The sequence below is a fragment of the Bradyrhizobium sp. cir1 genome (assembly GCF_014198245.1).
In the GTDB taxonomy this organism is placed as follows: Bacteria; Pseudomonadota; Alphaproteobacteria; order Rhizobiales; family Xanthobacteraceae; genus Bradyrhizobium.
Window position 1 is genome coordinate 93,773 of sequence record NZ_JACIHE010000005.1, and the last position, 26,158, is coordinate 119,930.

The window sequence follows — 26,158 nt, forward strand, 5'->3', positions numbered from 1 at the left end:
ACTTGCGATGTCAGAACCCCGCCAGACTACGGACTCCGGGACCAATCCGCTGCTGAAGGCCTGGGTGACGCCGTTTGCGACCCCGCCCTTCGACGAGATCAATCCGGAGCACTTTCTGCCGGCCTTCGAGCAGGCCTTCGCCGATCATTCCGCCGAGATCGCGGCGATGACCAACGATCCCGCGGCGCCCGACTTCGCCAACACCATCACCGCGCTGGAGCGCTCCGGCAAGCTGCTGAGCAAGGTCGCGGCGGTGTTCTACGACCTCGTCTCGGCGCATTCCAACCCGGCCATCCTGGAGATCGACAAGGAGGTCTCCTTGCGGATGGCGCGGCACTGGAATCCGATCATGATGAACGCCGTGCTGTTTGGTCGCATCGCCCAGCTGCACGAGAACCGCACCTCGCTCGGTCTGTCGCCCGAGCAGCTCCGCCTGCTGGAGCGCACCTACACCCGCTTCCACCGCGCCGGCGCCGGCCTCTCCGAGGAGGCCAAGGTGCGGATGGCCGAGATCAACGAGAGGCTGGCCCAGCTCGGCACCGGCTTCAGCCATCATCTGCTCGGCGACGAGCAGGACTGGTTCATGGAGCTCGGGGAGGCCGACCGCCAGGGCCTGCCGGAGAGCTTTGTCGCCGCCGCCAAGGCTGCGGCGGAAGAGCGCGGCATGGAAGGCAAGGCCATCGTCACGCTGTCGCGCTCCTCGGTCGAGACGTTCCTGAAGAGCTCGGCACGGCGCGACCTGCGCGAGAAGGTCTACAAGGCCTTCATCGCCCGCGGCGACAACGGCAATGCCAACGACAACAACACGACCATCGTCGAGATCCTGAAGCTGCGCGAGGAGAGCGCCAACCTCCTGGGCTATCCGACCTACGCCGCCTACCGGCTCGAGGACTCCATGGCCAAGACGCCGGAGGCGGTGCGGAGCCTGTTGGAGCGGGTCTGGAAGCCGGCCCGCGCCCGGGCGCTCGCCGACCGCGACGAGATGCAGGCGCTGATCACGACCGAGGGCAGCAATTTCAAGCTCGCCCCCTGGGACTGGCGCTACTACGCCGAAAAGCTGCGCCTGCAGCGGGCTAATTTCGACGACGCCGCGATCAAGCCGTATCTCGCGCTCGACCATATGATCGCCGCCGCCTTCGATTGCGCCACGCGCCTGTTCGGCATCACCTTCGAGGAGCGCAAGGACGTCCCGGTCTGGCACCCCGACGTCCGGGTCTGGGAGGTGAAGGGGCCGGACGGCAAGCACAAGGCCCTTTTCTATGGCGATTACTTCGCCCGGCCGTCGAAGCGCTCGGGCGCCTGGATGACCTCGCTGCGCGACCAGCAGAAGCTCGACGGCGACGTCGCGCCGCTCGTTCTCAACATCTGTAATTTCGCCAAGGGTGCCGGCGGCGAGCCCGCGCTGCTGTCGCCCGACGACGCCCGCACCCTGTTCCACGAGTTCGGCCACGGCCTGCACGGCATGCTCTCCAACGTGACCTATCCGTCGCTTTCGGGCACCTCCGTGTTCACCGACTTCGTAGAGCTGCCGTCCCAGCTCTACGAGCACTGGCAGGAGCGGCCCGAAGTGCTGCAGCAGTTCGCCCGCCACTACCAGACCGGCGAGCCGCTGCCCGACGACCTGCTCCAGCGCTTCCTTGCCGCGCGAAAATTCAACCAGGGCTTTGCCACGGTCGAGTTCGTCTCCTCGGCGCTGGTCGATCTCGAGTTCCACACCCAGCCGGCCGCCGCCGCGCAGGATGTCCGCGCCTTCGAGAGACGCGAGCTGGAGAAGATCGGCATGCCCGAGGAGATCGCGCTGCGTCACCGGCCCACGCAGTTCGGCCACATCTTCACCGGCGACCACTATGCCGCCGGCTATTACAGCTACATGTGGTCCGAGGTGATGGACGCCGACGCCTTCGGCGCGTTCGAGGAGGCCGGCGATATCTTCGATCCCGCCGTCGCCAAACGTCTGCATGACGACATCTACTCGAGCGGCGGATCGGTCGATCCGGAAGCCGCCTACGAGGCCTTCCGCGGCCGCCCGCCGGAGCCCGACGCGCTGCTCCGCCGCCGCGGCCTGCTCGACGACGCCAAGGCGGCCTAATGAGCATGCGCCGCCTGTTCGGATGGCTGCTCGCCGCAGGACTGTCACTCGCGGCAGGCGCAGCGCACGCGCATCCGCATGTCTGGATCACCGCGACCAGCGAGCTGCTCTATGCCGCGGACGGTAGCATCACCGGCGTCCGCCACGCCTGGACCTTCGACGACATGTTCTCGGCCTATGCAGTGCAGGGGCTCGAGAGCAAGACCAAGGGCGCCTATACACGCGAGGAGCTCGGGCCGCTGGCGCAGACCAATGTCGAGTCGCTGAAGGAATACGCCTACTTCACCTTCGCCAAGGCCGACGGCAAGAAGGAGCGCTTCCAGGAGCCGGTCGACTATTTCCTCGACTACAAGGACACGGTGCTGACCCTGCACTTCACGCTGCCCCTGAAGAACCCGGTCAAGCCGAGGCAATTGGTGCTCGAAGTGTTCGACCGCTCGTTCTTCATCGATTTCCAGATGGCCAAGGACAATCCGGTCAAGCTGGTCGGCGCGCCTGCGGGCTGCCAGATGAAGCTGGACCGTCCCAGCGACGGCTCGGCCACCGCCCAGAAGCTCAATGAGCAGACCTTCCTGAACGGCGAGAACAGCAATTTCGGCATGATGTTCGCCAACAAGATCACGGTGGATTGCCCTTGAAGCCGCATCTCTCCCCGCTCGCCCGCGGGCTGATCGCCTGCGTGGCCGTTCTGCTGGTCGTGACCGCGGCCGATGCCGCGCTTCACGATCTCCTCGCGCAAAATCCGTTCGGCGCGCCGCGGCCCGCGCAGGCGGCCGAACCCGAGGCCAGCGGTCTCATTGGCTGGCTGCTGGCAAAGCAGTCGGAATTCTATCGCCAGATGTCGGCGACCATCCGCGCCGCGAAGTCCGACGGCTCGGCGGTGTGGACGCTGCTGTTCATCTCGTTCGCCTATGGCATCTTCCATGCCGCCGGCCCCGGCCATGGCAAGGCGGTGATCGCCTCCTATCTCGTCGCCAACCGCGAAACCGCCCGGCGCGGCATCGCGCTGTCGTTCGCCTCGGCGCTGATGCAGTCGCTGGTGGCGATCCTCATCGTCGGCATCTCGGCCTGGATCCTGAACGCGACCGCCAAGACCATGTGCAAGGCGGAAGGGGTGATCGAGATCGCGAGCTACGCCCTGATCGCGCTGTTCGGCCTGCGCCTCGTCTGGGTCAAGGGCCGCACCTTCCTCCGCGCGCTGCAGGAGGCCCAGCCGGTGCCGGCGATGGCGGGCGTGCCGCATGACCACGATCACGGCCATCACCATCATCACGATGCGCATGGTCATGAGCACGATCATCATCACCACGATCATGCTCATGCCCACGACCATGACCACCACGCCCACGATCACGTCCACGACGAGCATTGCGGCCATTCCCACGGGCCCACCCCGAGCGAGCTCGCGGGACCCGGCGGCTGGCGGCGTGGCTTTGCGGCGATCCTCACCGTCGGCATCCGGCCCTGTTCGGGTGCGATCCTGGTGCTGGTGTTCGCGCTGGCCCAGGGCCTGTTCTGGGCCGGTATCGCCGCGACATTCCTGATGGGGCTTGGTACCGCGATCACGGTCGCCGCCATCGCGGTCGTCGCCGTCTCCGCCAAGGACGTCGCCGCGCGCCTCAGCGCCGGCCGCGACGGCGGCGGCGCGCTGTTCATGCGCGGTATCGAATTTGGCGCCGCCGCCCTCGTACTGCTGTTCGGCGCGGGCCTGCTGTTCGGCTACATCGCCGCCGAACGGACGACGTGTTTTTGAGTGGAGCTACCATTAGCTAGTACCGTCACCCTGAGGTGGCCGCTTCTTCAGCGGCCCTCGAAGGGCGACGGCCACGCTGTATCTCGGCCGTTCATCCTTCGAGGCTCCCCATGGGACGCGCTGCGTCCCATGCCTCGCGCCTCAGGATGACGGGTTGAAAGGAGCTGTGCCGCCTCACACCGGCAAGAACCGCTTCAGCATCGGCATGAAGAAGATCCCGAGATTGATCGCAAAGCCGATGCTCCAGAGGATCGAGCGCAGCGTCGGGCGGTTGCCGAGATAGGTCAGCACATAGGCGATCCGCACGATCAGGAACAGCGCCGCGAGCTCGTCGATCAGCCGCTGCGGCGAGTCCCTGAATTCGGCGAGCAGCACCGCGAAGGCGAAGAACGGAAAGGTCTCGATGCCGTTCTGGTGGGCGCCGAGCGCGCGCTGCGCGATGGCGTCCTCATAGAAGGCGGGATCGCGCGGCCGGGAATTGTCGAAGCTGCGAAACCTGATCCATTTGATCGAGGCGATCGTGGACAGATAAAGCAGCAGCGCCCCGAATACGCACCATTCCGCGAGCGTCATCTTTCCTCCCCCGGCTTGGGTGCGACCCTAGCGAAACCGGCCTCATCTTGACAAGTTCGGACCAACGCGCGACCCAACCAGCCATGAACAGCGTCGTCCCCCTCGAGACTGCGAAACCGGCCACCCGATCCGCCGGGCCGTGCGTCGGCGTGCTCCTGATCAATCTCGGCACGCCCGATACGGCGGATGCGCCCGGCGTCCGGGTCTACCTGAAGGAGTTCCTTTCGGATGTCCGCGTCATCGAGGACCAGGGCCTGATCTGGAAGCTGGTGCTGAACGGGATCATCCTGCGCAGCCGCCCCCGCACCAAGGCGCTCGACTACCGCAAGATCTGGAACACCGAGCAGAATGAGTCGCCGCTGAAGACCATCACGCGGTCGCAAGCCGACAAGCTCGCGACCGCTCTGTCGGACCACGACCACGTCGTCGTCGACTGGGCGATGCGCTACGGCAATCCCTCGATCAAGGCGGGCATCGATGCGCTGATCGCGAAAGGCTGCGAGCGCATTCTCGCCGTGCCGCTCTATCCGCAATATTCCGCCTCGACCTCGGCCACCGTCTGCGACGAGGTCTTTCGCGTGCTCGCGCAGCTGCGCAACCAGCCGACGCTGCGGGTGACGCCGCCTTACTATGAGGACGAGGCCTATATCGCGGCGCTCGCCGTATCGATCGAGACGCATCTGGCAACGCTCCCGTTCAAGCCCGAGCTGATCGTCGCGTCCTTCCACGGCATGCCGAAATCCTATGTCGACAAGGGCGATCCCTATCAGCAGCATTGCATCGCCACCACCGAGGCGCTGCGCCGCCGGCTCGGCATGGACGAGACAAAACTGCTGCTGACTTTCCAGTCGCGCTTCGGCAATGACGAGTGGCTGCAGCCCTATACCGACAAGACCATGGAGCGGCTCGCCAGGGAAGGCGTGCGCCGCATCGCGGTGGTGACGCCGGGCTTTTCCGCCGATTGCCTTGAGACGCTGGAGGAGATCGCGCAGGAGAACGCCGAGATCTTCAAGCACAATGGCGGCGAGCAGTTTTCCGCGATCCCGTGCCTCAACGACAGTGAACCAGGCATGGACGTGATCCGCTCCCTGGTGCTGCGCGAGCTTCAGGGCTGGATCTGAGAGTGCCCATGAACCGCCGCGAGCTCCTGGCGCTTGGGATGATCGCGGCGCTGCCGTCATCGGTGCTCGCGCAGCAGCCCGCGCGCCGGCTCGGCGTGCTCTCGGTGACAGCCGCCGACGATGTCATCGGGCAGACGCGCAGCGCTATCCTGGTCGAGGCGCTCGCGGCCCATGGCTGGAAGGAGCACGACAATTTGCGAATCGATTGGCGCAGCGGCGCCGGTGACCGCGCGCGCATCGCCGGGCTCGCCGACGAGCTGATCGCGCTGAAGCCGGACGTCCTGCTCGCGGTCGGCACGCCCTCGGTGGAAGAGCTGCGCCGGCGCACCACGACGATCCCGATCGTGTTCGCTGTCGTCACCGATCCCGTCAGCCAGGGCTTTGTCCAGAATCTTGCGCATCCCGGCGGCAACATCACCGGCTTCACCGATTACGACGGCCCGCTGGCCGGCAAATGGCTGGAGATGCTGACCCAGGTCACGCCGAAAGTGTCCCGCGTCTTCGTCGTCTACAATCCCGCCACCGCGCCGTTCGCGCCGTTGATGCTGCGCACGATCGAGGACGCCGCACGGACGCTTCACGTCACGGTCGAACCCGCGCCGGTCCATGATACCGCTTCGATCGCGGCGCTGGCTTCGCGACAGGACGGCGGCCTGCTGATCCTGCCGGACTTCTTCACCATGGCCAACCGCGCGCAGCTGCTGGCGGCAATCGCGCAGGCGCGCGTGCCGGCGGTGTTCTGGAGCCGCACCTTCGTCGAGGAGGGCGGGCTGATGTCCTACAGCACTGACAGCGCCGAGCAGCTCCGTCGCGCCGCGGGCTACATCGACCGCATCCTCAAGGGCGCGCAGGCGGCCGACCTCCCGGTCCAGAACCCCACCAAGTTCGAGCTTGCGGTCAACCTGAAGGCGGCCAAGTCGCTTGGCGTCACGCTTTCCCCAAGCCTGCTCGCAATCGCGAACGATGTCATCGAATGAAGCCGTCCGTGCCGGCCGGATTCGTTAACTTTCGCTGATAGGTCTGCGCTCGCACGCTTTCAAGGCCGGCTCGCAAATACATAATCGCGACCGTTCCCTCTCCGTACGTCTTGTGCAGAATCGTGCCGATGCCGACGTTACGCGCGACCGCTGAACCGGTAAGGTCGTGATCCCGACCAATGACAGCGCGGGAAAGGGCTTCTTTCCGCCTTGGAGGAGTTATGAGCGGTTTCGACATTTTCGCGATTGTTCTGGTTTTGCTCGTCATCGTCACGCTGCTGGCCGGCGTGAAGACGGTGCCGCAGGGCTATGACTGGACCATCGAGCGGTTCGGCAAATACACCCAGACGCTGAGCCCCGGGCTCAACCTGATCGTGCCCTATTTCGATCGCGTCGGACGCAAGATCAACATGATGGAGCAGGTGATCGACATCCCCGAGCAGGAGGTGATCACCAAAGACAACGCCACGGTGACGGTCGACGGCGTCGCCTTCTTCCAGGTCTTCGATGCCGCGAAGGCGAGCTACGAGGTCGCCAACCTGACGCAGGCCATCACGGTCCTGACCATGACCAACATCCGTTCGGTGATGGGCTCGATGGATCTCGACCAGGTGCTGTCGCACCGCGACGAGATCAACGAGCGCCTGCTCCGCGTCGTCGATGCCGCGGTGTCGCCCTGGGGCGTCAAGGTCAACCGCATCGAGATCAAGGACATCGTGCCGCCGGCCGACCTCGTCGAAGCCATGGGCCGGCAGATGAAGGCCGAGCGCGTCAAGCGCGCCGACATCCTCGCCGCCGAGGGCCAGCGCCAGTCCGAGATCCTGCGCGCCGAGGGCGCCAAGCAGGGCCAGATCCTCCAGGCCGAAGGCCGCCGCGAAGCCGCCTTCCGCGATGCCGAGGCGCGCGAGCGTCTGGCCGAGGCCGAAGCCAAGGCGACGCAGGCGGTCTCTGAGGCTATTGCCAAGGGCGACGTCGCCGCGCTGAACTACTTCATCGCCGACAAGTACATCAAGGCGTTCGGCCAGTTCGCGGATGCGCCGAACCAGAAGATCATCATGCTGCCGATGGAAGCGACCAGCATGCTCGGCTCGCTCGCCGGCATCGGCGAGATTGCCAAGGCGACGTTCGGCGAAAGCGCGGCCTCTGCGGCGGCTGCGGCCCGCCGCGGCGGCTCGGTGCCGTCGTCCGGCCCGACACCGCCGGCGGTACCGCAGCAGTAACGGATCATACGCAGGCCCCGAACCCGGAAGACCATGCTAGTGGAAAGTGGGCACCGGTTTTCCGATAAGGGCCAGCGCCACTTCAAAGAGGTCGTGTCATGACCGACATGTTCGTATCGCTCGGCACCTGGAACTGGCTGATCTTCGGCTTCATCCTGATGGCGCTGGAGACGATCGCGCCGGGCGTCTTTTTGTTCTGGCTCGGGCTCGCTGCTTTGCTGGTGGGCCTGGTCTCGTTCGGCGTTCATCTGTCCTGGCAGATCCAGCTCGTGATGTTCGCGGTGTTCGCGGTAGCCGCGGTGCCGGTCTGGCGCCGCCTTGCGCGGCCGAAGCCTGACGAAAGCGCAAGCCCGTTCCTCAACAAGCGCACCGAGGCGCTGCTCGGGCGCGAGTTCACGTTGGAGAAGCCGATCATCGACGGCAGCGGCACCGTGCGCATCGGCGACACGGTGTGGCGCGTGGCCGGCCCGGATACGCCAGCGGGCACGCGGGTCAAGGTGGTGCAGGTCGACGGCGCCAACCTGACGGTCGCGGCGGCGTAGCCTTCTTCTTACCTCTCCCCGCTTGCGGGGAGAGGTCGGATCGCTCTTGCGATCCGGGTGAGGGGGTACAGGTCCCTCGACGACCTCTAGCGTGGAGAGAGGCCCCTCACCCCAACCCTCTCCCCGTAAGAACGGGGAGAGGGAGAACACCGTCCTACCTCTTCCACCTCTCCGCAAACCGGTACAGCGGCATGAAGGTCTCGCACAATTCCCGCCCCAGCGCGGTCAATCCGTAGCCGCCGCCGTCGCCCAGCTCCACGAATCCTGCTTCGCGCAGCTCCGTCAGCCGCGCCTGCAGCACCGTGGGCGAGGCCTCGTCGCAGGCGGTGCGCAGGACGCGCGAGGTGAGGGGCTCGTCGCGCAACTCCCACAATATCCGCAGGCTCCAGCGCCGGCCGAGCAGGTCGAGTAGCGCCATGATCGGCCGGCCCGTGCGTGAGCCGCGGACGCCGCGCGTCTTGGAAGCGGCCTGTTTCGCCATCGGTGGTCCCTTGCGTCATGCTACAAATAGTGTAGCGTATTGCTACGATAATTGTAGCAACGGAGGCCGCCTATGTCTTCCGCCACGTCCGAAGCCATGCCGCGCATTGCCCCGCTCACCCCGCCTTATCCCCCGGAGATACAGGCGCAGTTCGACCGCATCATGCGCGGCGCGCCGCCGTTGGTGCTGTTCCGGGTGATGGCGGGCCACGCCCGCGCCTGGGACAAGTTCCGCGCCGGCGGCCTGCTCGATCCCGGGCCGTTGTCGCTGCGCGACCGCGAGATCGTCATCGACCGCACCTGCGCGCTCAACAGATGCGAATATGAATGGGGCGTGCATGTCGCGATTTTTGCCGGGCCGGCGAAGCTCACCGAGGAGGAGGTTCGTGCCACGGTACTGGGCAATGCGACGTCGGCCTGCTGGTCACCGGGCGAGCAGGCGCTGATCGCGGCCGCCGACGCGCTGCACACCCGCGCGACGCTGAGCGACGAGGAATTCGCCGCGCTCGCAGCGCATTACGACGAGGCGCAGGTCTTGGAGATCATGCTCTTGTGCGGCTTCTATCGCACGGTGTCGTATCTGGCGAACGGGCTGCGACTGCCGCTCGAGGAGACGGCGGCGCGGTTTCCGGCGTAGCTTTCTTCATTGGGAGGTGCGCCGCACCCACGCTGTCATTCCGGGGCGCGCGAAGCGCGAGCCCGGAATCCATCGGGCAGCGATCTCGGAGTGAAATGGATTCCGGGCTCGCGCCAACTGGCGCGCCCCGGAATGACGGGTGGAGACAGCGTGCCCTACGCCACGCCCGCGCGCAGCAGATCGTGCAGGTGCACGATACCCACCACCTTGTCCGCCTCGGTTACCAGCAGCGTGGTGATCTTGCTGGCGTTGAGCACCTCGATCATCTCGCTCGCCAGCATCGAGGGCGGCACGGACTTCGGCTGCTTCGTCATGATCTCGTCGACCGTCGCCGTCAAAAGGTCGGGCCGCATGTGGCGGCGGAGGTCGCCGTCGGTGATGATGCCGACGGCCTCGCCCGCCTCGTTGACGATACAGACGCACCCCAAGCCCTTCGCGGACATCTCGACGACGGCGTCCGACATCTTGGTGCCTTCAGGCTTGAGCGGGATCTCGGCACCGGTGCGCATATAGTCGCGCACGAATTTCAGCATCGCGCCCAGCTTGCCGCCGGGGTGGAAATGCGCGAACTCCAGCGCGGTGAAGCCGCGGCCTTCGAGCAGCGCGATCGCGATGGCATCGCCGATCGCGACCTGCATCATGGTCGAGGTGGTCGGCGCCAGATTGTGCGGGCAGGCCTCGCGGGCCTTGGGCAGCTCGATCACGATGTCGGCGGCCTGTCCCAGCGAGGACGCAGCGTTCGACGTCACCGCGATCATGGGGATCGCGAACCGTGCCGAATAGTTCACCAGCGTCTTCATTTCCGGCTGCTCGCCGGACCAGGACAGCGCCATGATGACGTCATCAGTGGTGATCATGCCGAGGTCGCCATGGGCGGCTTCCGCGGTGTGAACGAAGAAGGCGGGTGTGCCGGTCGAGGCCAGCGTCGCCGCGATCTTGCGCGCCATGTGCCCGGACTTGCCGAGCCCGGTGACGATGACGCGCCCCTTGGCATTGCGGATCAGCTCGACCGCCCTCGCGAAGGTCGCGCCCAGCGGGCCGCGCAGCGCGACGGCGAGGGCGTTGATGCCGCCGCTCTCCGTCTCCAGCGTGCGGAGTGCGGATTCGACGCTGTCAGGGATGGAGCCGGATGATTGGGTCATCAGCGGTTTCGAACTCGGCATGTCCAGGTCCAGGGAGGAGGGGCGTTCGCCCGTTGGCGCCTGCTTAGCACGATGCCGCTGTCGAGGCGACGAGAGCCCTAATGCCCTCAACCGGTCATTAACCATAATTGTTTTAACTCCATTAACGATGGGTTCCCGCCAGCCGGCCGGAGGCCGTCTTGAAAGTGTTTGATTTCGTTGGAGTTATTCCATCGTGGGGTCGTCTCCAGGCATGGGCCGGAGCAAACGCGCGCATTTCCTGCGCGCCGCTTTGCCGTGCCTCGCGCTGACGGCCCTCGGCAGCGCCCCGGCGGCGGCGCAGAGCCTCACGCCCGACCTGTTCAATCCCAACCGCGGCGGCTTTGCCTCGCCCGACACGCTGCCGACGCGCCGCACGGCGGCCGTGCCGCAGGCGCCGTCGGACGCGCTGCCGGCGCTCCCCGATCCCAATGCCGATCCGCGCAGGAGCCAGCAGGCGCCCGCGACTTCGCGCGTGGGGCAGGTGCCGACCTACGGCCTGCCGGCCGCCAATGGCGCCAGCGGCTCCGGCTACGACTCGCTGAACCGCAAGCGCCAGCAGCCAAAACTCTATCCCGGCCAAGCGAAGCCGAAGCGCCCGCTCGGCCCGGGCTCGCCGCCACCCCCGGCAACGCCGGTCAGGACTCTGGGGCCGCCGCGCATCGCACCGCCGCCGTCCGAGAATGCGCACAAGACGCCGGTACCGCCCGCGATGGCCGGCAATGTGCCGGGCCAGCCGCTGCGCCGCCGCCTCAAGGCCGATGACGACGCGTTCCGCGCGGTCGGCGATTACGCCGGCAGCTTCCTGATCAAGGGCGGGCTCGAGCTCTCGACCGGCTATGACACCAACCCGGCGCGGCTGAACAAGCCGGTCGGCTCGCCGGTCTATGTCGTCGCGCCCGATCTCCTTGTCGTGTCCGACTGGGAGCGCCACGCGCTGGTCGCGGATTTGCGCGGCTCGTTCTCGGGCTACACCAACAACATGCCGGCGACGATCGACGGCTTTGCCTCGCCGTCGCCGGTCGAGATCAACCGCCCTGATTTCACCGGCCATGTCGACGGCCGCGTCGACGTCGACCGCGATTTCAAGCTCACCTCGCAGCTGCGCCTGCGGCTCGCCACCGACAATCCCGGCAGCCCGAACGTGCAGGCCGGCCTGCAGAAATATCCCGTCTACGCCACCTATGGCACGACGATCGGCTTCGACCAGACCTTCAACCGCTTCCAGGTCGCCGCCGGCGCCACCGTCGATCGCACCGCCTACACCGATTCGAAGCTCACCGATGGCTCGACCTCCAGCAACGACGACCGCGACTTCAACCAGTATGGCGGCGTCGGCCGCTTCTCCTATGATCTGAAGCCGGGGCTGAAGCCGTTCGTCGAGATCCAGGGCGACTCCCGCGTCCACGACCAGGCCGCCGACCGCAACGGCTATTTCCGCGATTCGAACGGCGGCTACGCCAAGGTCGGCTCGTCCTTCGAATTCTCGCGCATCCTTACCGGAGAGATCTCGGTCGGCTATTCCGCGCGCAATTATGTCGACCCGCGCCTCAGCCAACTCGCGGGCTTCCTCACCGCAGGCTCGCTGATCTGGAATGCAAGCGGACTCACGACCGTAAAATTCTTCACCGACACGCAGATCAACGAGACCACCGTCCCCGGCTCATCCGGCGTGCTCGTGCACACCTATGCCGCCGAAGTCGACCACGACTTCCGCCGCTGGCTCACCGCGGTCGGCAAGTTCACCTACGGCACCTACGACTACCAGAACCAGGGTCGCAACGACAAAACCTACTCGCTCGAAGGCAATTTGATCTACAAGCTCAACCGCAACATCTGGATCAAGGGCACGCTGCGGCACGACATCCTGGATTCGAACCAGGCGGGCTCGAGCTCGCAGGGGACGGTGGTGATGGTCGGGGTGAGGCTGCAGAATTAAACCCGATCCGGACGCCGCTCCGCGCACAATCGAAAGTCGGATATCTGCTACCCTAGGTGGACGGTCCCGCTTGTGTTAAGACGCATATGCTTGGTACCTGCGATCGTCGGTCTTGCACATGGATCACACTCAAAATAGCTCGGATGGCCTTGAAGCACTGGCAGTGCAACTCGAGAATAGTGGACAGTTCAAAGTACTGCGCCGCCTTATTCCGCGTGCAGCGTTTAACAGTGATTCAGGCGTTCTGCCATCAAAGGTTGGCGTTGTCCTTGACGTCGAAACTACTGGATTGGACATCGCTCAAGACGAGATCATTGAGTTGGGTATGCTTAAATTTGAGTACTCGCTCGATGGAGTAATACTAAGAGTGATCGATCGCTTCGAAAGTCTTCGTGAGCCGTCAATTCTCTTATCGACGTACGTCCAGAAGCTGACTGGTATTCATTCCGAGTCGCTTCGCGGAAAGCGTATCGATCCTGCAGTAGTGACGAACTTTATCGAAGACGCTTCGCTGGTCGTCGCCCACAATGCAGCATTTGACCGCCCTTTCTGTGAGCGTGAATACCCAGCCTTCGCGGGAAAGGCATGGGCGTGTTCGATGACCGAAGTCGATTGGTTTGAAGAAGGCTTTCATGGAGTTTCTCTAAAGTCGTTACTTGAAGATTATAGATTGTTCTATGAATCCCACCGGGCGATTGAAGATTGCCAAGCGTTGTTAGAATTGATGGCTAAGGTGTTGCCCAATTCTCGCAAAGGAGCATTCGAGCGGCTCTTGAATGTCGCGCGCATTCCCGTCGTGCGCGTGTGGGCAGAAGGAGCACTCTATGAGCAAAAAGACTTTCTTAAAGCGCGAGGTTACAAATGGTCGGACGGTTCTAATGGCGGGCTGAGAGCTTGGTGGATTGATGTAAGAGAGGAAGAACTTGCGCGCGAACTGGAATTTCTGGCGGCTACCGTGAAGCCGATCAGTGGATCGTTTGTTCGCTTTCCAACTAAGAGAATTACAGCCTTCGAGCGCTTCTCAAACAGAGCATTCTTGCCGGATTAATCCGAATGTCCCTTGATGAGCAGATTCAAGATTGGTCTCAGCTAACCCTAAAGCACGTATTTTATGCCTATCGCAAAGCCAAGGCAGATTGCTTTTTCGAAAGAACGGTCAATTGTGCTGGGAACTTCGTCGATTTTGAGCGAGATCTTGCGAACAATCTAGCGGTGATTTGCGATAGCTTGCGTCGAGGAGAGATAGATCGTCTCTTTTATGAGAGCCTCGGCGAAAATTGTCTGATCGCAAAGAGGTTAGCGATCATTCCTAAGCGGAGGAACGATAAGCAGTCAGAAGGTCACGACTTCTTTTCGGATCCCGTTAGAGCATTCAAAAGTCTTTGCGCGACGCACGATCTTGAGCCTCAGTTTAGGATCGTCGGTGACTTTCCTGTCACGATGCACGTGTTATCGGCGCTCTGGATTAATTTGGTTGGTCACAAGTACGACGCCGCCTTGTCGAGAGATTGCTACGGCTCGCGCCTTAGGCGTTACCGACCCACGACAGGAAGGCCTGTAGGCGAGTATCATATTGAAGCTGTCGGATCCTTCGAACCATATTTTGAGCCCTATAAGCGGTGGCGAGCGAAGGGGCTAACTGCAATTAGGTCGGAACTTGAAGCGGATCGCGAGGTGATCGCGCTTTCTCTGGACATTGCTAATTATTATCATCGGATAGATCCAACTTTCCTTGGAGACCCTCGGTTCCTGTCTGCGGCTGGAGTGACTCTATCTGCATGGGAGACTCAATTTACAACTGCTCTGATCTCTGCTCTTCAGAGCTGGTCACAACGTGTTTCTCAAGAGATTCATGCGATGGGCGGCGCGCTCGCCGAGGGAGGGCTCCCCATTGGCTTGTCCGCAGCTCGAATAATCGCAAATGTCCTTCTTGTGGAGCTGGATCGCGAGATCGAGCGGGAGCTTACTCCTGTCTATTTTGGTAGGTATATGGATGACATTCTCTTGGTCATCCGCGACCCCGGACATTTGTCGAGTGCTCGGGACGTTCTTTCGTTCATAGGTACGCGAGTAAAGCGCTTTCCCTATGTGGTGGGCGGCGCAGATCTCCGTCTGACTTTGGGCGACTATCAACAGCGAAGCGATCTGGTTCTGCAACGGGCGAAGCAGAAGACATTTTTTCTTCGAGGCCAGGGCGGTATCGATCTCTTGGACCACATAGAATCCGAGATGCGTAGCGTATCAAGCGAGCGTCGCCTCATGCCTTCCCCGAGCGCCCTTGAAAGAATGGCGTCGGCCCAGATATTGACGGCCACGGCATCCTCTGCAGACGAAACTGACACCATTAGAAAGGCAGACGGATTAGCTGTTCGCCGGCTTGGTTGGTCGATCCAGCTAAGGGCAGTTGAGATCTTGGCCAGAGATATCCCTGGTGAAGACTGGCGGGAAGAGCGGTTGCGGTTCTATGAATTTGCTCATTCGCACATTCTGCGAGCTGACAAAATACTGGATCAGATTGATTATCTTCCGCGCTTACTTTCTCTGGCTGTGACCTTGTCGGATTGGAGTGAGGCGCAAAGGCTACTCGATGGCAGTTTGATGGCATTGAAGATCCTTGGCGATCAGACTGCAGATGCTTCAATCACAGTGAATGGAGTCGCGATCTCTCAGTTGAATACCCAGATTTGGGAGAGATTGAAGGCAACCGTTCTCGCGTCAGCGGGCGAAGCGGTCATGGCCGCCATCCCGTGGGCGCGCGACACTGGGGCTCCCGTGCGCTTGGCTCCGCCGGCTTGGAAGCTTTGTCAAACAACGCTGCCAAGCTTAAGCGAGGCAGAAATATATGAAAGAGCTTTAGCAATCCGTGAGGCTGATTGGGCGAAGGTGGCCTACAAGGATCATTTGCGTTGGGACACATCTAGGCGTCGACCCTCGATACTCAATGAAGTCGCGCTCTATGGATTGTACAAGCACGAGGGGGTGCTTCGAACGTTCCTCTTCGAGACAAGCAAAACACGGGGCGATCGCGTATCTCGAGTAAATCTTCGATGTGCAGCAGAGACGGCAGAGGGAACTGGATCGTCATCGCTTATTCCATTTATCTGCCCCTCTCGGGCTTACACGGCACAAGAGATATCTCTTTTCGAGCCGGCCTGTGTGTTTGGGATCGCGCCAGAGCCGGCGCGGCTTTGGGCCGAATATACGCGTGCCGTACGAGGTGTTTGGGTCTGGCCAGCAATTGACGGCGGAGCGGTGCCGCCTCCAGTCCTGCCGTGGAATGGCGGTCCCTCCAATGGCGACCGTGGGAATGGATGGAGTTTGGCTGATTTGAGCGGCGAGGCTAGCTATGCCCCAGTGCGGCTTGGGATTAGCAGCTTATTGACAACAACGGCTAGCTGGCGAGCCGCAGCTTCGGGCTCCTCGGATACATCACCCGCGCGCTACGAACGCATTAGAACGATCGTCAATCAAGCCATTTCTTCGAAGCCAAAACCAACCCACTTGCTATTGCCGGAGCTCTCTATCCCGGACAGATGGATCAGGACTATTTCGGAGTTGCTGCACGCGTCCAACATCAATCTTATCGCGGGCTTGGATTATAGATTGGGTGGTAACAATTCAATCCACAGCGATGCTGTTTTGGTGCTCATCGATGATCGTCTGGGTTTTCCGGCGTCAGTGCAGATACGTCAACCCAAATCCCTCCCTGCGCCGAAGGAGGAGGAGGATCTTCTGTTGTTATTTGGACGCAGTTGGTCGGAGATCGAACCGACTAAGCCAATTTATATCCACGGTGGATTTTGTTTTGGCGTGCTGGTTTGCTCGGAGCTTCAAAACATCGAGCACCGTTCGCATTTCCAAGGGTATGTCGATTGCGTCGTCATTTTATCTTGGAATCAGGATTTAGAAACTTTCTCGGCGCTAGTGGAGTCAGCAAGCTTGGACGTCCATGCGCCGATAGCTCTAGTCAACAATCGCGCTTACGGCGATAGCCGTGTGCGCGCTCCGGCCAAGCAGCATCATCGCCGAGATCTTTGTCGCTTGCGCGGCGGAGAAAATGAGCATTTGGTGGTGGTAGAGCTAGACGTTGCGACCCTTCGTGCGTTTCAGAGTAGAGCCAGAAGATGGCCTTCGGATGCGGATCCATTTAAGCCAGTGCCAGAAGGTTTCAAGATTTGGCAGCAACGGCGAACCACACCCAAATAGGTCGCGACCACGATCGCAACTGTTGGCGGGTCGATGACATCGCTTTCGCCCGCTTTCGCGGGCGATCACACCTTTCGTCGATCGGGCAAGGGAGCGAACCGCGGCTTACCGCGGCAGATCCGTCTTCCCCATCAGAAACGTGTCGATCGACCGGGCACACAGCCGGCCCTCGCGGATCGCCCACACCACCAGCGATTGCCCACGGCGCATGTCGCCGGCCGTGAACACGTTCGGGCGCGAGGTCTGGTAGTCCAGCGTGTTGGCCTTGACGTTGCCGCGCGGGTCGAGCTCGACCGAGAGTAGCTTCAAGAGGCCCTCGTGCACGGGGTGGACGAAGCCCATGGCGAGCAGGACGAGCTCGGCATCGAGCTCGAACTCGGTGCCGGCAATCGGCTTGAACTTGTCATCGACGCGCACGCAGTGCAACTTCTTGACTTGGCCGTTCTCGCCCGAGAACTTCTGGGTCAGCACAGCGTATTCACGGACGGCGCCTTCGGCCTGGCTGGAGGAGGTGCGCATCTTCAGTGGCCAGTTCGGCCAGCTCAGGCCCTTGTTCTCGCGCTCGGGCGGGGCGGGCATGATCTCGAGCTGGGTCACGGAGAGCGCGCCCTGGCGCAGCGAGGTGCCGATGCAGTCCGAGCCGGTGTCGCCGCCGCCGATGACGACGACATGCTTGCCGCCGGCGAGGATCTCCTGGACGCCGTTCAAGGGCTCGCTGGAGACCCGGCGGTTCTGCTGCGGCAGGAAATCCATGGCATAGTGGATGCCGGCGAGATCGCGGCCGGGGATCGGCAGGTCGCGCGGGGCTTCGGCGCCGCCGGTCAGCGCCACGGCGTCGTACTCGTTGAGCATCTCGCGCGGATCGACATTGCCGTCAGCTCCGACATGGCTGTTGTAGTGGAAGGTCACGCCTTCGGCTTCCATCTGCTGGACGCGGCGGTCGATGACTCCCTTCTCCATCTTGAAGTCGGGGATGCCGTAACGCAGCAGGCCGCCGGCCTTGGCGTACTTCTCGTAGACGTGCACGTCGTGGCCGGCGCGCGCGAGCTGCTGCGCGCAGGCCATGCCGGCCGGACCCGAGCCGATCACGGCGACCTTCTTGCCGGTCTTCACCGAGGCCACTTCCGGCTTCAGCCAGCCATTATCCCAGGCGCGGTCGACGATCGCGCATTCGATGGTCTTGATGGTGACCGGGTTGTCGTCGATGTTGAGCGTGCAGGACGCTTCGCACGGTGCCGGGCAGATGCGGCCGGTGAACTCCGGGAAATTGTTGGTCGAGTGCAGGTTGCGCGAGGCCTCTTCCCAGTTGCCCTGATAGACGAGGTCGTTCCAGTCGGGGATCTGGTTGTTGACCGGGCAGCCGGGCGTGCCGGGCGCGACCGAGCCGGTGCCGTGGCAATAGGGAATGCCGCAGTTCATGCAGCGCGCGGCCTGGTCGCGCACTTCCTTCTCGCTCAAGGGAACGACGAACTCGTGGTAATGCTTCACGCGCTCGGCGACCGGGGTGTACTTGCGGTCGTGCCGTTCGATTTCCAGAAAACCCGTGATCTTGCCCATTAAACCCGAAGTCCCTGCCGCTTTCTTTTCCGTCGTTCCGGGATGCGCGCGCCGCGCGCAGACCCGGAACCTGGAGATTATCTTTGCGAGATTCCGGGTTCGCGCTTTGCGCGCCCCGGAATGACGCGAGTTGAGAGTTACGCCCCGATCGCGATCTTCGGCTCGGCGTCCGCGTTGCTGGCGGCCATCTCGCGCAGCGCGCGCCGGTACTCGACCGGCATCACCTTGCGGAATTTGGGCAGCCATTCCTTCCAGTTGGCGAGGATCTCGACGGCGCGCTTGGAGCCGGTCGCCTTGGCGTGGCGCGAGATCAGGACGTGCAGCCGCTCGACGTCGGAATCGAGCAGATTGTTGAACACGTCGACCCGGCCATGTGCCTCGAGGTCACCGGACTGGTGATAGGTGCTTTCGGCGATCATCTCCTCCGAGAGCACCGGCTCGAGCTCGACCATCGACAGGTTGCAGAGCTTGTCGAAGGAGCCATCCTCGTCCAGCACGTAGGCGATGCCGCCCGACATGCCGGCCGCGAAATTGCGCCCGGTCTTGCCGAGCACGACCACGATGCCGCCGGTCATGTATTCGCAGCAATGATCGCCCGCGCCCTCGACCACGGCGACCGCGCCCGAGTTACGCACGGCAAAACGTTCGCCGGCGATGCCGCGGAAGTAGCACTCGCCGTCGATCGCACCGTACATCACGGTGTTGCCGACGATGATGCTCTCCTCCGGCACGATGCCGCCGTTCCTCGGCGGCTTGACGATGATCTTGCCGCCCGAGAGGCCCTTGCCGACATAGTCGTTGCCTTCACCCTCGAGCTCGAAGGTGACGCCGTGAGCGAGCCAGGCGCCGAAGGCCTGGCCGGCGGTGCCCTTGAGGCTGACATGGATGGTGTCATGCGGCAGGCCGGCATGGCCGTAGATCCTGGCGACCGCGCCCGACAGCATCGCACCGGCGGAGCGGTTGGTGCTGTTGATCGCAGCCTCGATCTTCACTGGCGCGCCGCGGTCGAGCGCTGGCGTCGCCTTCTCGATCAGCGAGCGGTCGAGCACCGCTTCCAGATGATGGTTCTGGCGCTCCGAGTGGTAGATCTTCTGGCCCTTCTCTTCCTTCTGCTTGACGAACAGCTTCGAGAAGTCGAGCCCCTTGGCCTTCCAGTGCGCGACCAGACGGGTCTGGTCGAGCAGCTGCACCTGGCCGACCATCTCGTTGAAGGTCCGGAAGCCGAGCGAAGCCATGATCTCGCGGACTTCCTCCGCGACGAAGAAGAAGTAGTTGATGACGTGCTCGGGCTGGCCGGTGAAGCGCTTGCGCAGGACGGGGTCCTGGGTGGCGACGCCGACCGGGCAGGTGTTGAGATGGCACTTGCGCATCATGATGCAGCCGGCCGCAATCAAGGGCGCGGTGGCGAAGCCGAACTCGTCGGCGCCCAAGAGCGCGCCGATCACGACGTCACGTCCGGTGCGGAAGCCGCCGTCGACCTGGACCACGATGCGGCTGCGCAGCCGCTCGCGCACCAGCGTCTGGTGGGTTTCGGCAAGGCCGATCTCCCACGGCGAGCCGGCATGCTTGATCGAGGTCAGGGGCGATGCGCCGGTGCCGCCCTCGAAGCCTGCGATGGTGACATGGTCCGCGCGCGCCTTGGCAACGCCCGCGGCCACCGTGCCGACGCCGATCTCGGAGACGAGCTTGACCGAGACGTCACCCGTCGGGTTGACGTTCTTGAGGTCGTAGATGAGCTGCGCCAGATCCTCGATCGAGTAGATGTCGTGGTGCGGCGGCGGCGAGATCAGGCCGACGCCGGGCGTCGAGTGACGGACCTTGGCGATGGTCGCGTCGACCTTATGGCCGGGCAGCTGGCCGCCTTCGCCGGGCTTGGCACCCTGCGCCATCTTGATCTGCATCATGTCGGAGTTGACGAGATACTCCGTGGTGACGCCGAAGCGGCCGGAGGCGACCTGCTTGATCGCCGAACGCATGGAATCGCCGTTCGGCATCGGCTTGAAGCGATCGGCTTCCTCGCCGCCTTCGCCGGTATTCGACTTGCCGCCGATCCGGTTCATGGCGATCGCGAGCGTGGTGTGCGCCTCGCGCGAGATCGAGCCGAAGCTCATTGCACCCGTGGCGAAGCGCTTGACGATCTCCTTGGCCGGCTCGACCTGGTCGAGCGGGATCGGCTTGCGCTTCTCTTCCTCGGCGTTCTTGATCCTGAACAGGCCGCGCAGCGTCAAAAGACGCTCCGACTGCTCGTTGAGGATCTTGGCGAAGGCTCGGTAGCGCTCCTGCGAATTGCCGCGCGCGGCGTGCTGCAGCAGCGACACAGACTCGGCGGTCCAGGCATGGTCCTCGCCGCGGCTGCGATAGGCATATTCGCCGCCGACATCGAGCGCGCCCTTGTAGACCAGCGCCTCGCCGAACGCGTCGGCATGGCGGCGCACGGCCTCTTCCGCGATCTCGGCAAGACCAACGCCCTCGACGCGGGTATGCGTGCCGGCAAAGAACTTCGACACGAAGTCCGCCTTGAGACCGACGGCGTCGAAGATCTGCGCGCCGCAATAGGACTGGTAGGTCGAGATGCCCATCTTGGACATCACCTTGAGCAGGCCCTTGCCGATCGACTTGATGTAGCGCTTGACGATCTCGTAGTCGTCGAGCGAGCCGGGCAGGCGGTCCTTCATCGCGATGATGGTCTCGAACGCGAGATAAGGATTGATCGCCTCGGCGCCGTAGCCGGCAAGGCACGCGAAGTGATGCACTTCGCGCGGCTCGCCGGATTCGACGACGAGACCGACCGAGGTGCGCAGTCCGACGCGGATCAGATGATGATGCACGGCGGCGCAGGCCAGCAGTGCCGGGATCGGCACCCGGTCGGTGCCGACCATGCGGTCGGACAGGATGATGATGTTGACGCCCTCGCGCACCGCGCTTTCAGCACGCGCGCAGAGCTCGTCGAGCACCTGGTCCATGCCGGCCGCGCCGAGACCGGCGTGGAAGGTGGTGTCCAGCGTGCGCGACTTGAAGTGCGAGTCGGCCACCTCCGAGATCGAGCGGATCTTTTCCAGATCCGCGTCGGTCAGGATCGGCTGGCGCACTTCGAGGCGCTTGGTCGTGGCCATGCCCTGCAGGTCGAACAGGTTCGGTCTCGGTCCGATGATGGAGACGAGACTCATCACCAGCTCTTCGCGGATCGGGTCGATCGGCGGGTTGGTGACCTGCGCGAAGTTCTGCTTGAAGTAGGTGAACAGCGGCTTGGCCTTGTCCGACAGCGCCGAGATCGGCGTGTCGTTGCCCATCGAGCCCGCGGCTTCCTCGCCGGTGGCCGCCATCGGGGTCATCAGGATGCTGATGTCTTCCTGGCTGTAGCCGAACGCCTGCTGGCGATCGAGCAGCGACAGGTTGGAGCGCACGCCGGTGGTCGAAGCCTTCGGCAGCTCTTCCAGCACGATCTGGGTCCGCTCCAGCCACTCCTTGTAGGGATGGCTCCTGGCGAGCTCGGCCTTGATCTCGTCATCCGGGATCAGGCGGCCCTGATCGAGGTCGACCAGCAGCATCTTGCCGGGCTGCAGGCGCCACTTGGTGATGATCTGGTCCTCGGGGATCGTCAGCACGCCCATCTCGGACGCCATGACGATGCGGTCGTCCTTGGTGACGAGATAGCGCGCCGGCCGCAATCCGTTGCGGTCGAGCGTGGCGCCGATCTGGCGGCCGTCGGTGAAGGCGATCGCGGCGGGGCCGTCCCACGGCTCCATCAGCGCGGCATGATATTCGTAGAAGGCGCGGCGCTTCTCATCCATCAAGGGATTGCCGGCCCACGCCTCCGGAATCATCATCATGACGGCGTGCGGCAGCGAGTAGCCGCCCTGCACCAGGAATTCGAGCGCGTTGTCGAAGCAGGCCGTGTCCGACTGGCCTTCGTAAGAGATGGGCCAGAGCCGGTTGATGTCCTTGCCATAGAGCTCGGAGCTCACCGAAGCCTGGCGCGCCGCCATCCAATTGGTGTTGCCACGCAGCGTGTTGATCTCGCCGTTATGCGCGATCATGCGGTAGGGATGCGCCAGCGACCAGGCCGGGAAGGTGTTGGTCGAGAAGCGCTGATGCACCAGCGCCAGCGCGCTCTCGAAATCCTTCTCGTGCAGGTCGGGATAGTACTTGCCGAGCTGGTCGGCGAGGAACATGCCCTTGTAGATCACGGTGCGGCAGGACATCGAGCACGGATAATAGCCGGCGAGGCCGCGGTCGCGGCGCTGGTAGATCGCCTGCGAGATCGACTTGCGCAGGATGTAGAGCCGGCGCTCGAACTCGTCCTCGGTCTTGGCGATACCGTTGCGGCCGATGAACACCTGCATGCAGGCGGGCTCGGTCGGCTTCACGGTGACGCCGAGCGAGGAATTGTCGGTCGGCACGTCGCGCCAGCCGAGCAGGGTCAGGCCTTCTTCCTTGATCTGGTCGGCGATGATGCTCTTGATGACGTTACGCCAGGCCGTGTCGCGCGGCATGAACAGCGCGCCGATGGCGTATTCGCCCGGCGCGGGCAGCGTGAAGCCGAGCTCCTTGGCCTTGCGGCTGAAGAAGGGGTGCGGGATCTGCACCAGAATGCCGGCGCCGTCACCGGCGCGCGGGTCGGCGCCGACGGCGCCGCGATGCTCGAGGTTGCAGAGGATGCTCAGCGCGTCCGCGACGATCTCGTGCGACTTCTTGCCCTTGATGTTGGCGATGAAGCCGACGCCGCAAGAGTCCTTCTCCAGGCTCGGATCGTACAGACCTTCGGCCGGCGGGCGCGAATTGTGCTCCTGAATCGGATCGGTCGTTTTCGAGGCGACCGTCGCCGACAGCTCTTCTGCCACGATGTTTGCGCGCTCGAATTGCGACCCGTTCATTGTTCCAATCCTCTCCATGCGGCAAGCTGTCTCACCGCCATCTTCGGCGCACCTTGGGCGTTCCGCGGCACCCGCCTCTGGGTCACCGCTCGTCCGCTGCGAGCCGCATTTTCTTAAATTCAGGCCTCGGCGTTCTTCGTCCCCGAGAACGGCTTGGCCTGTTGCCTTCTTGGTGCTCGAGAGCACCGACTTTCGTTGCAATCCCTATGCCGGAACCGCAAGCAAAATTGAGACAGCTTTCCTGTCCTAACCATCACCTTGCCAAATTTTTGTCTAGCACACAAGCGCGCGGAAGTCCCGATTCCCGATATGTCAATCAATCGCTTTCCGAAAGTTGCGCAGCCCCGGTTTTGAAGCAAACGCGCCCTGATCCGGCCCTGTGGACGCCGAAATCCCCGATGAAGCTTCGGATCGCCCCTTCGGAAGGTGCGCCGCGCCGCAAGAAGCGAAAGAGCGCGATCCGTTTGGGGCCTGACAGGAGCGTCTCGACCATGAAGTTTTTCACAGGATGTGTGGCCGCCGCCGCGCTGGCGCTGGCCGCAAGCACGGCTCAAGCGCAAGTTCCCGCGAACGGTATTGTGGGAGGGGCTGTGATCGCGGTGTCCGATTTCGAGGGGCCCTATGCGCCGCCGGAAGCCGCGCCGCCCCCGCCGCGCTACGGTTATGGCTATGGCTACGAGGAGCGGGGCCCGGCGCTGCTGCCGTCGACCGAAGTCTATGCGGTGTTGCGCGACAACGGCTTCTCGCCGCTCGGCATCCCGCGGCTGCGCGGCAGTGTCTACACCATCGCGGTGATTGATCGCCGCGGCGACGACGGCCGGCTCGTGATCGACGCCCGCGACGGCCGGATCATCCGCTTCATGCCCGCGGCCGATGCCTACGGCATGGCGCCGCCCTATGAGCAGCCTGCGGTCGCGCCCTACGGCCCGCAAAGCGCGCTGCCGCCGCCGACCATGATCCGCAGCGGCCCGCCACGCCCGCCGGCCTCGATCCCGCATGTCGCCAGGCGAACCGTGCCGCTGCCCAAGGCGACTCCACAGCGCGGCGAGGCGCCGGTTGCGGCGGCAAAACCGGTCGAGACGGCGCCGCAGGCCCAGGCACCGCAGGCTCAACCTGCACAGGCGCAAGCTCCGCAGCAGACCGCCGCCGTGCAGGCAAAGCCCGCCGAGGCCACGCCGCAAGCCACCGCGCCAACCGTCGGCCAGGCCAAGCCCGCCCCGACGATCCAGCCGACGCAGGAAATGCCGGCCGCGCAGGGGCTGGATTAGTACACAGGCTACGCCGTTTGTTTGACGCGACGGCGTTCATCACACCTTCAGTGTCGTCCCGGCCCCCCGTGCGCAATTGCGCACTAGGCCGGGACGACGATGGGGAGAGAGTTGAGCAAAATAGAAAGCGCCCGAAAATTTCGGGCGCTTTTGCGTTGTCTCGGTGATTCCTCAGCTCCGCGGATACCCCGCCGCATCCAGGATCAAGTTCGCCACCTCCTTCGGGTGCGACACCAGCGAGAGGTGGCCGGCATCGAGCTCGACCGTGGTGGCGTTCATGCGCTTGGCGAGGAAGCGTTCGAGATCGGGGTTGATGGTGTAGTCGTTCTTGGACACCGCGTACCAGCTCGGCTTGCCATGCCACGCTGCTTCCGTGGTGCGGCCGGCGAAGATCGAGGCTGCCGTCGGCCACTGCACGGCATAGAGTTCCCTGGCCTGCTCCGGCTTCACGCCGTTGGCGAAATATTTCAGGAAGGAGTCTTCCGACAGCCTGGTGTAGCCGTCGCGCTCGACGATGCCGGCGCGCGCTGGTCCCGTCGGAAACTGTTTTGACAGCGCGACGAAATCCTCGTTCGCGTCGGGCGCGCGTGCGGCGACATAGACGAGGCCGGTGACCTTCGGGTCGGTGCCGACCTGGCTGATCACGGTGCCGCCCCAGGAATGCGCGACCAGCACGGTCGGCCCGTCCTGTTCGGCCAGCGCGCGCTTGGTCGCCTCGACGGAGTCGGCAAGCGACGACAGCGGATTCTGCACGGCGGTGACGTGCAGGCCGGCTGCCTGGAGGATCGGGATCACCTCCGACCAGCTCGATCCGTCGGCCCAGGCGCCGTGCACCAGCACGATGTTCTTCGCCTTCACCGTCTGCGGTGTCTGCGCGTGAGCAAAGCTGAGAGGGGCCGCCAGCAGGCTTGCGGCGACGAAAAGGCTGCGCCAAAGGGTCATGATCGTTCTCCGTCTTGTTTTGGGGTCGATGCCCAAAGGACGGAGCATGAGGGGGCGGCGTTACGCGGCCTCACCGCTCTGTGATGCGGTGCAGCAGGGCTCCAAACAAACGGTGTCGTCCCGGCCTAGTGCGCAATTGCGCACTAGGCCGGGACGACAGCATAACAAAAACGCCCCGGGGGCACCGGGGCGTCTTCGCAACCTGGAAGTCGTGTGCTGCTTAGGCGGCTTGCGCGGCCGAGCCTTCGATCACCTTCGCGGCTTGCGCGCTGGTGTTGATCGCGATCTGGCGCGGCTTCTTGGCTTCGGGAATCTCGCGGACGAGGTCGACGTGAAGCAGGCCGTTCTCGAGCGAGGCGTCCTTTACCTGTACGAAGTCGGCAAGCTGGAAGGCGCGCTCGAAGGCACGCGCGGCGATGCCGCGGTAGAGCACTTCGGATTTCGAGTTCTCGTTGGCGACTTTCTCGCCCTTGATCGTCAGCGTGTTTTCCTTCGCGACGATGGAGAGCTCATCCTTGGCAAAGCCCGAGACCGCGACGGTGATGCGGTAGGCGTTCTCGCCGGTGCGCTCGATGTTGTAGGGGGGATAGCCGGGGCTGCCGTCAGAGCTGGCCTGGTCGAGCAGGTTGAAAAGACGGTCGAAGCCGACGGTGGAACGATAGAAGGGGGTGAGATCGTAGGTACGCATGGTCAAGTCCTCCATTGAGCGACTATTGGGCAACCCGCCCGCCATCGGGCCGGGCTTTAGTCTGTGTGCAGCCTGATGTTCCGGTTCCGAAACACTGGTAGCGGCCTGCACGAAGGTGATATGGGTGGGGTG

Annotated in this window: 19 protein-coding genes; 12 read left to right on the top strand and 7 right to left on the bottom strand. The window is 63.6% G+C overall.

Features of this window, described 5'->3' with window-relative positions:
- Positions 1-7 precede the first annotated feature (7 nt).
- Genes GGD63_RS13175 through GGD63_RS13185 form a run of 3 tightly spaced genes read left to right on the top strand, consistent with a single transcriptional unit; the run spans position 8 to position 3,842 of the window.
- Positions 8-2,089, top strand: coding sequence for a M3 family metallopeptidase (locus tag GGD63_RS13175; protein ID WP_183242535.1), 2,082 nt, complete (start codon positions 8-10; stop codon positions 2,087-2,089).
- On the top strand, positions 2,089-2,727 hold the full coding sequence (locus GGD63_RS13180) for a DUF1007 family protein (protein WP_183242537.1): 639 nt from the start codon (positions 2,089-2,091) through the stop codon (positions 2,725-2,727). The genes GGD63_RS13175 and GGD63_RS13180 overlap by 1 nt, the downstream gene beginning before the upstream one ends.
- On the top strand, positions 2,724-3,842 hold the full coding sequence (locus tag GGD63_RS13185; protein WP_183242539.1) for a nickel/cobalt transporter: 1,119 nt from the start codon (positions 2,724-2,726) through the stop codon (positions 3,840-3,842). The genes GGD63_RS13180 and GGD63_RS13185 overlap by 4 nt, the downstream gene beginning before the upstream one ends.
- Positions 3,843-4,016: 174 nt before the next feature.
- On the opposite strand, the gene GGD63_RS13190 is transcribed toward GGD63_RS13185, so the two are convergent.
- Positions 4,017-4,415, bottom strand: coding sequence for an MAPEG family protein (locus tag GGD63_RS13190; protein ID WP_183242541.1), 399 nt, complete (start codon positions 4,413-4,415; stop codon positions 4,017-4,019).
- 83 nt (positions 4,416-4,498) lie between these two features.
- Here GGD63_RS13190 and hemH point away from each other — a divergent pair, with 83 nt between their 5' ends.
- The 4 genes from hemH to GGD63_RS13210 all read left to right on the top strand — a co-directional run bounded on the left by hemH (position 4,499) and on the right by GGD63_RS13210 (position 8,275).
- Positions 4,499-5,536 carry a ferrochelatase gene (gene hemH, locus GGD63_RS13195; RefSeq protein WP_183242543.1) on the top strand — a complete coding sequence of 346 codons (1,038 nt, stop codon included), beginning with the start codon at positions 4,499-4,501 and terminating at the stop codon, positions 5,534-5,536.
- Positions 5,537-5,544: 8 nt separating this feature from the next.
- Positions 5,545-6,513 carry an ABC transporter substrate-binding protein gene (locus GGD63_RS13200; RefSeq protein ID WP_183242545.1) on the top strand — a complete coding sequence of 323 codons (969 nt, stop codon included), beginning with the start codon at positions 5,545-5,547 and terminating at the stop codon, positions 6,511-6,513.
- A gap of 221 nt (positions 6,514-6,734) precedes the next feature.
- On the top strand, positions 6,735-7,733 hold the full coding sequence (locus GGD63_RS13205; RefSeq protein ID WP_183242547.1) for an SPFH domain-containing protein: 999 nt from the start codon (positions 6,735-6,737) through the stop codon (positions 7,731-7,733).
- 98 nt (positions 7,734-7,831) lie between these two features.
- A complete protein-coding gene (locus tag GGD63_RS13210) occupies positions 7,832-8,275 on the top strand; it encodes an NfeD family protein (protein ID WP_183242549.1) in 444 nt (147 codons plus the stop codon).
- A gap of 154 nt (positions 8,276-8,429) precedes the next feature.
- Here GGD63_RS13210 and GGD63_RS13215 read toward each other — a convergent pair whose 3' ends face one another.
- The gene (locus GGD63_RS13215) at positions 8,430-8,756 is read right to left on the bottom strand and encodes a helix-turn-helix domain-containing protein (protein WP_183242551.1); all 327 of its coding nucleotides are present in this window, start codon (positions 8,754-8,756) and stop codon (positions 8,430-8,432) included.
- A 72-nt stretch (positions 8,757-8,828) separates the two neighbouring features.
- Here GGD63_RS13215 and GGD63_RS13220 point away from each other — a divergent pair, with 72 nt between their 5' ends.
- On the top strand, positions 8,829-9,392 hold the full coding sequence (locus GGD63_RS13220) for a carboxymuconolactone decarboxylase family protein (RefSeq protein WP_183242553.1): 564 nt from the start codon (positions 8,829-8,831) through the stop codon (positions 9,390-9,392).
- Positions 9,393-9,547: 155 nt separating this feature from the next.
- On the opposite strand, the gene GGD63_RS13225 is transcribed toward GGD63_RS13220, so the two are convergent.
- Positions 9,548-10,555: an SIS domain-containing protein gene (locus tag GGD63_RS13225; protein WP_183242555.1), complete on the bottom strand. Its 1,008-nt coding sequence runs from the start codon at positions 10,553-10,555 to the stop codon at positions 9,548-9,550.
- Positions 10,556-10,748: 193 nt separating this feature from the next.
- On the opposite strand from GGD63_RS13225, the gene GGD63_RS13230 reads away from it, so the two are divergent.
- From GGD63_RS13230 to GGD63_RS13240, 3 genes are all read left to right on the top strand, one after another.
- The gene (locus tag GGD63_RS13230; RefSeq protein WP_183242557.1) at positions 10,749-12,491 is read left to right on the top strand and encodes an outer membrane beta-barrel protein; all 1,743 of its coding nucleotides are present in this window, start codon (positions 10,749-10,751) and stop codon (positions 12,489-12,491) included.
- 118 nt (positions 12,492-12,609) lie between these two features.
- Entirely contained in the window at positions 12,610-13,539 is a 930-nt protein-coding gene (locus tag GGD63_RS13235; protein ID WP_183242559.1) for a 3'-5' exonuclease, read from the top strand.
- Between the two features lie 5 nt (positions 13,540-13,544).
- Positions 13,545-16,697, top strand: coding sequence for an RNA-directed DNA polymerase (locus tag GGD63_RS13240; protein ID WP_183242561.1), 3,153 nt, complete (start codon positions 13,545-13,547; stop codon positions 16,695-16,697).
- A 105-nt stretch (positions 16,698-16,802) separates the two neighbouring features.
- Here the strand turns inward: GGD63_RS13240 and GGD63_RS13245 are convergent, their stop codons facing one another.
- Both GGD63_RS13245 and gltB read right to left on the bottom strand, forming a co-directional pair.
- Positions 16,803-18,254 (bottom strand): glutamate synthase subunit beta, encoded by a 1,452-nt coding sequence (locus GGD63_RS13245; protein WP_183242563.1) that lies wholly within the window; start codon positions 18,252-18,254, stop codon positions 16,803-16,805.
- Between the two features lie 137 nt (positions 18,255-18,391).
- Entirely contained in the window at positions 18,392-23,128 is a 4,737-nt protein-coding gene (gltB, locus tag GGD63_RS13250; protein WP_183242565.1) for a glutamate synthase large subunit, read from the bottom strand.
- A gap of 491 nt (positions 23,129-23,619) precedes the next feature.
- Here gltB and GGD63_RS13255 point away from each other — a divergent pair, with 491 nt between their 5' ends.
- Positions 23,620-24,396: a hypothetical protein gene (locus GGD63_RS13255; protein ID WP_183242567.1), complete on the top strand. Its 777-nt coding sequence runs from the start codon at positions 23,620-23,622 to the stop codon at positions 24,394-24,396.
- Positions 24,397-24,567: 171 nt separating this feature from the next.
- Here the strand turns inward: GGD63_RS13255 and GGD63_RS13260 are convergent, their stop codons facing one another.
- Both GGD63_RS13260 and GGD63_RS13265 read right to left on the bottom strand, forming a co-directional pair.
- Complete coding sequence (locus GGD63_RS13260; protein ID WP_183242569.1) at positions 24,568-25,338, bottom strand: alpha/beta fold hydrolase; 771 nt, start codon at positions 25,336-25,338, stop codon at positions 24,568-24,570.
- Between the two features lie 220 nt (positions 25,339-25,558).
- Positions 25,559-26,026: an Hsp20 family protein gene (locus GGD63_RS13265; protein ID WP_183242571.1), complete on the bottom strand. Its 468-nt coding sequence runs from the start codon at positions 26,024-26,026 to the stop codon at positions 25,559-25,561.
- Positions 26,027-26,158: the final 132 nt, after the last annotated feature.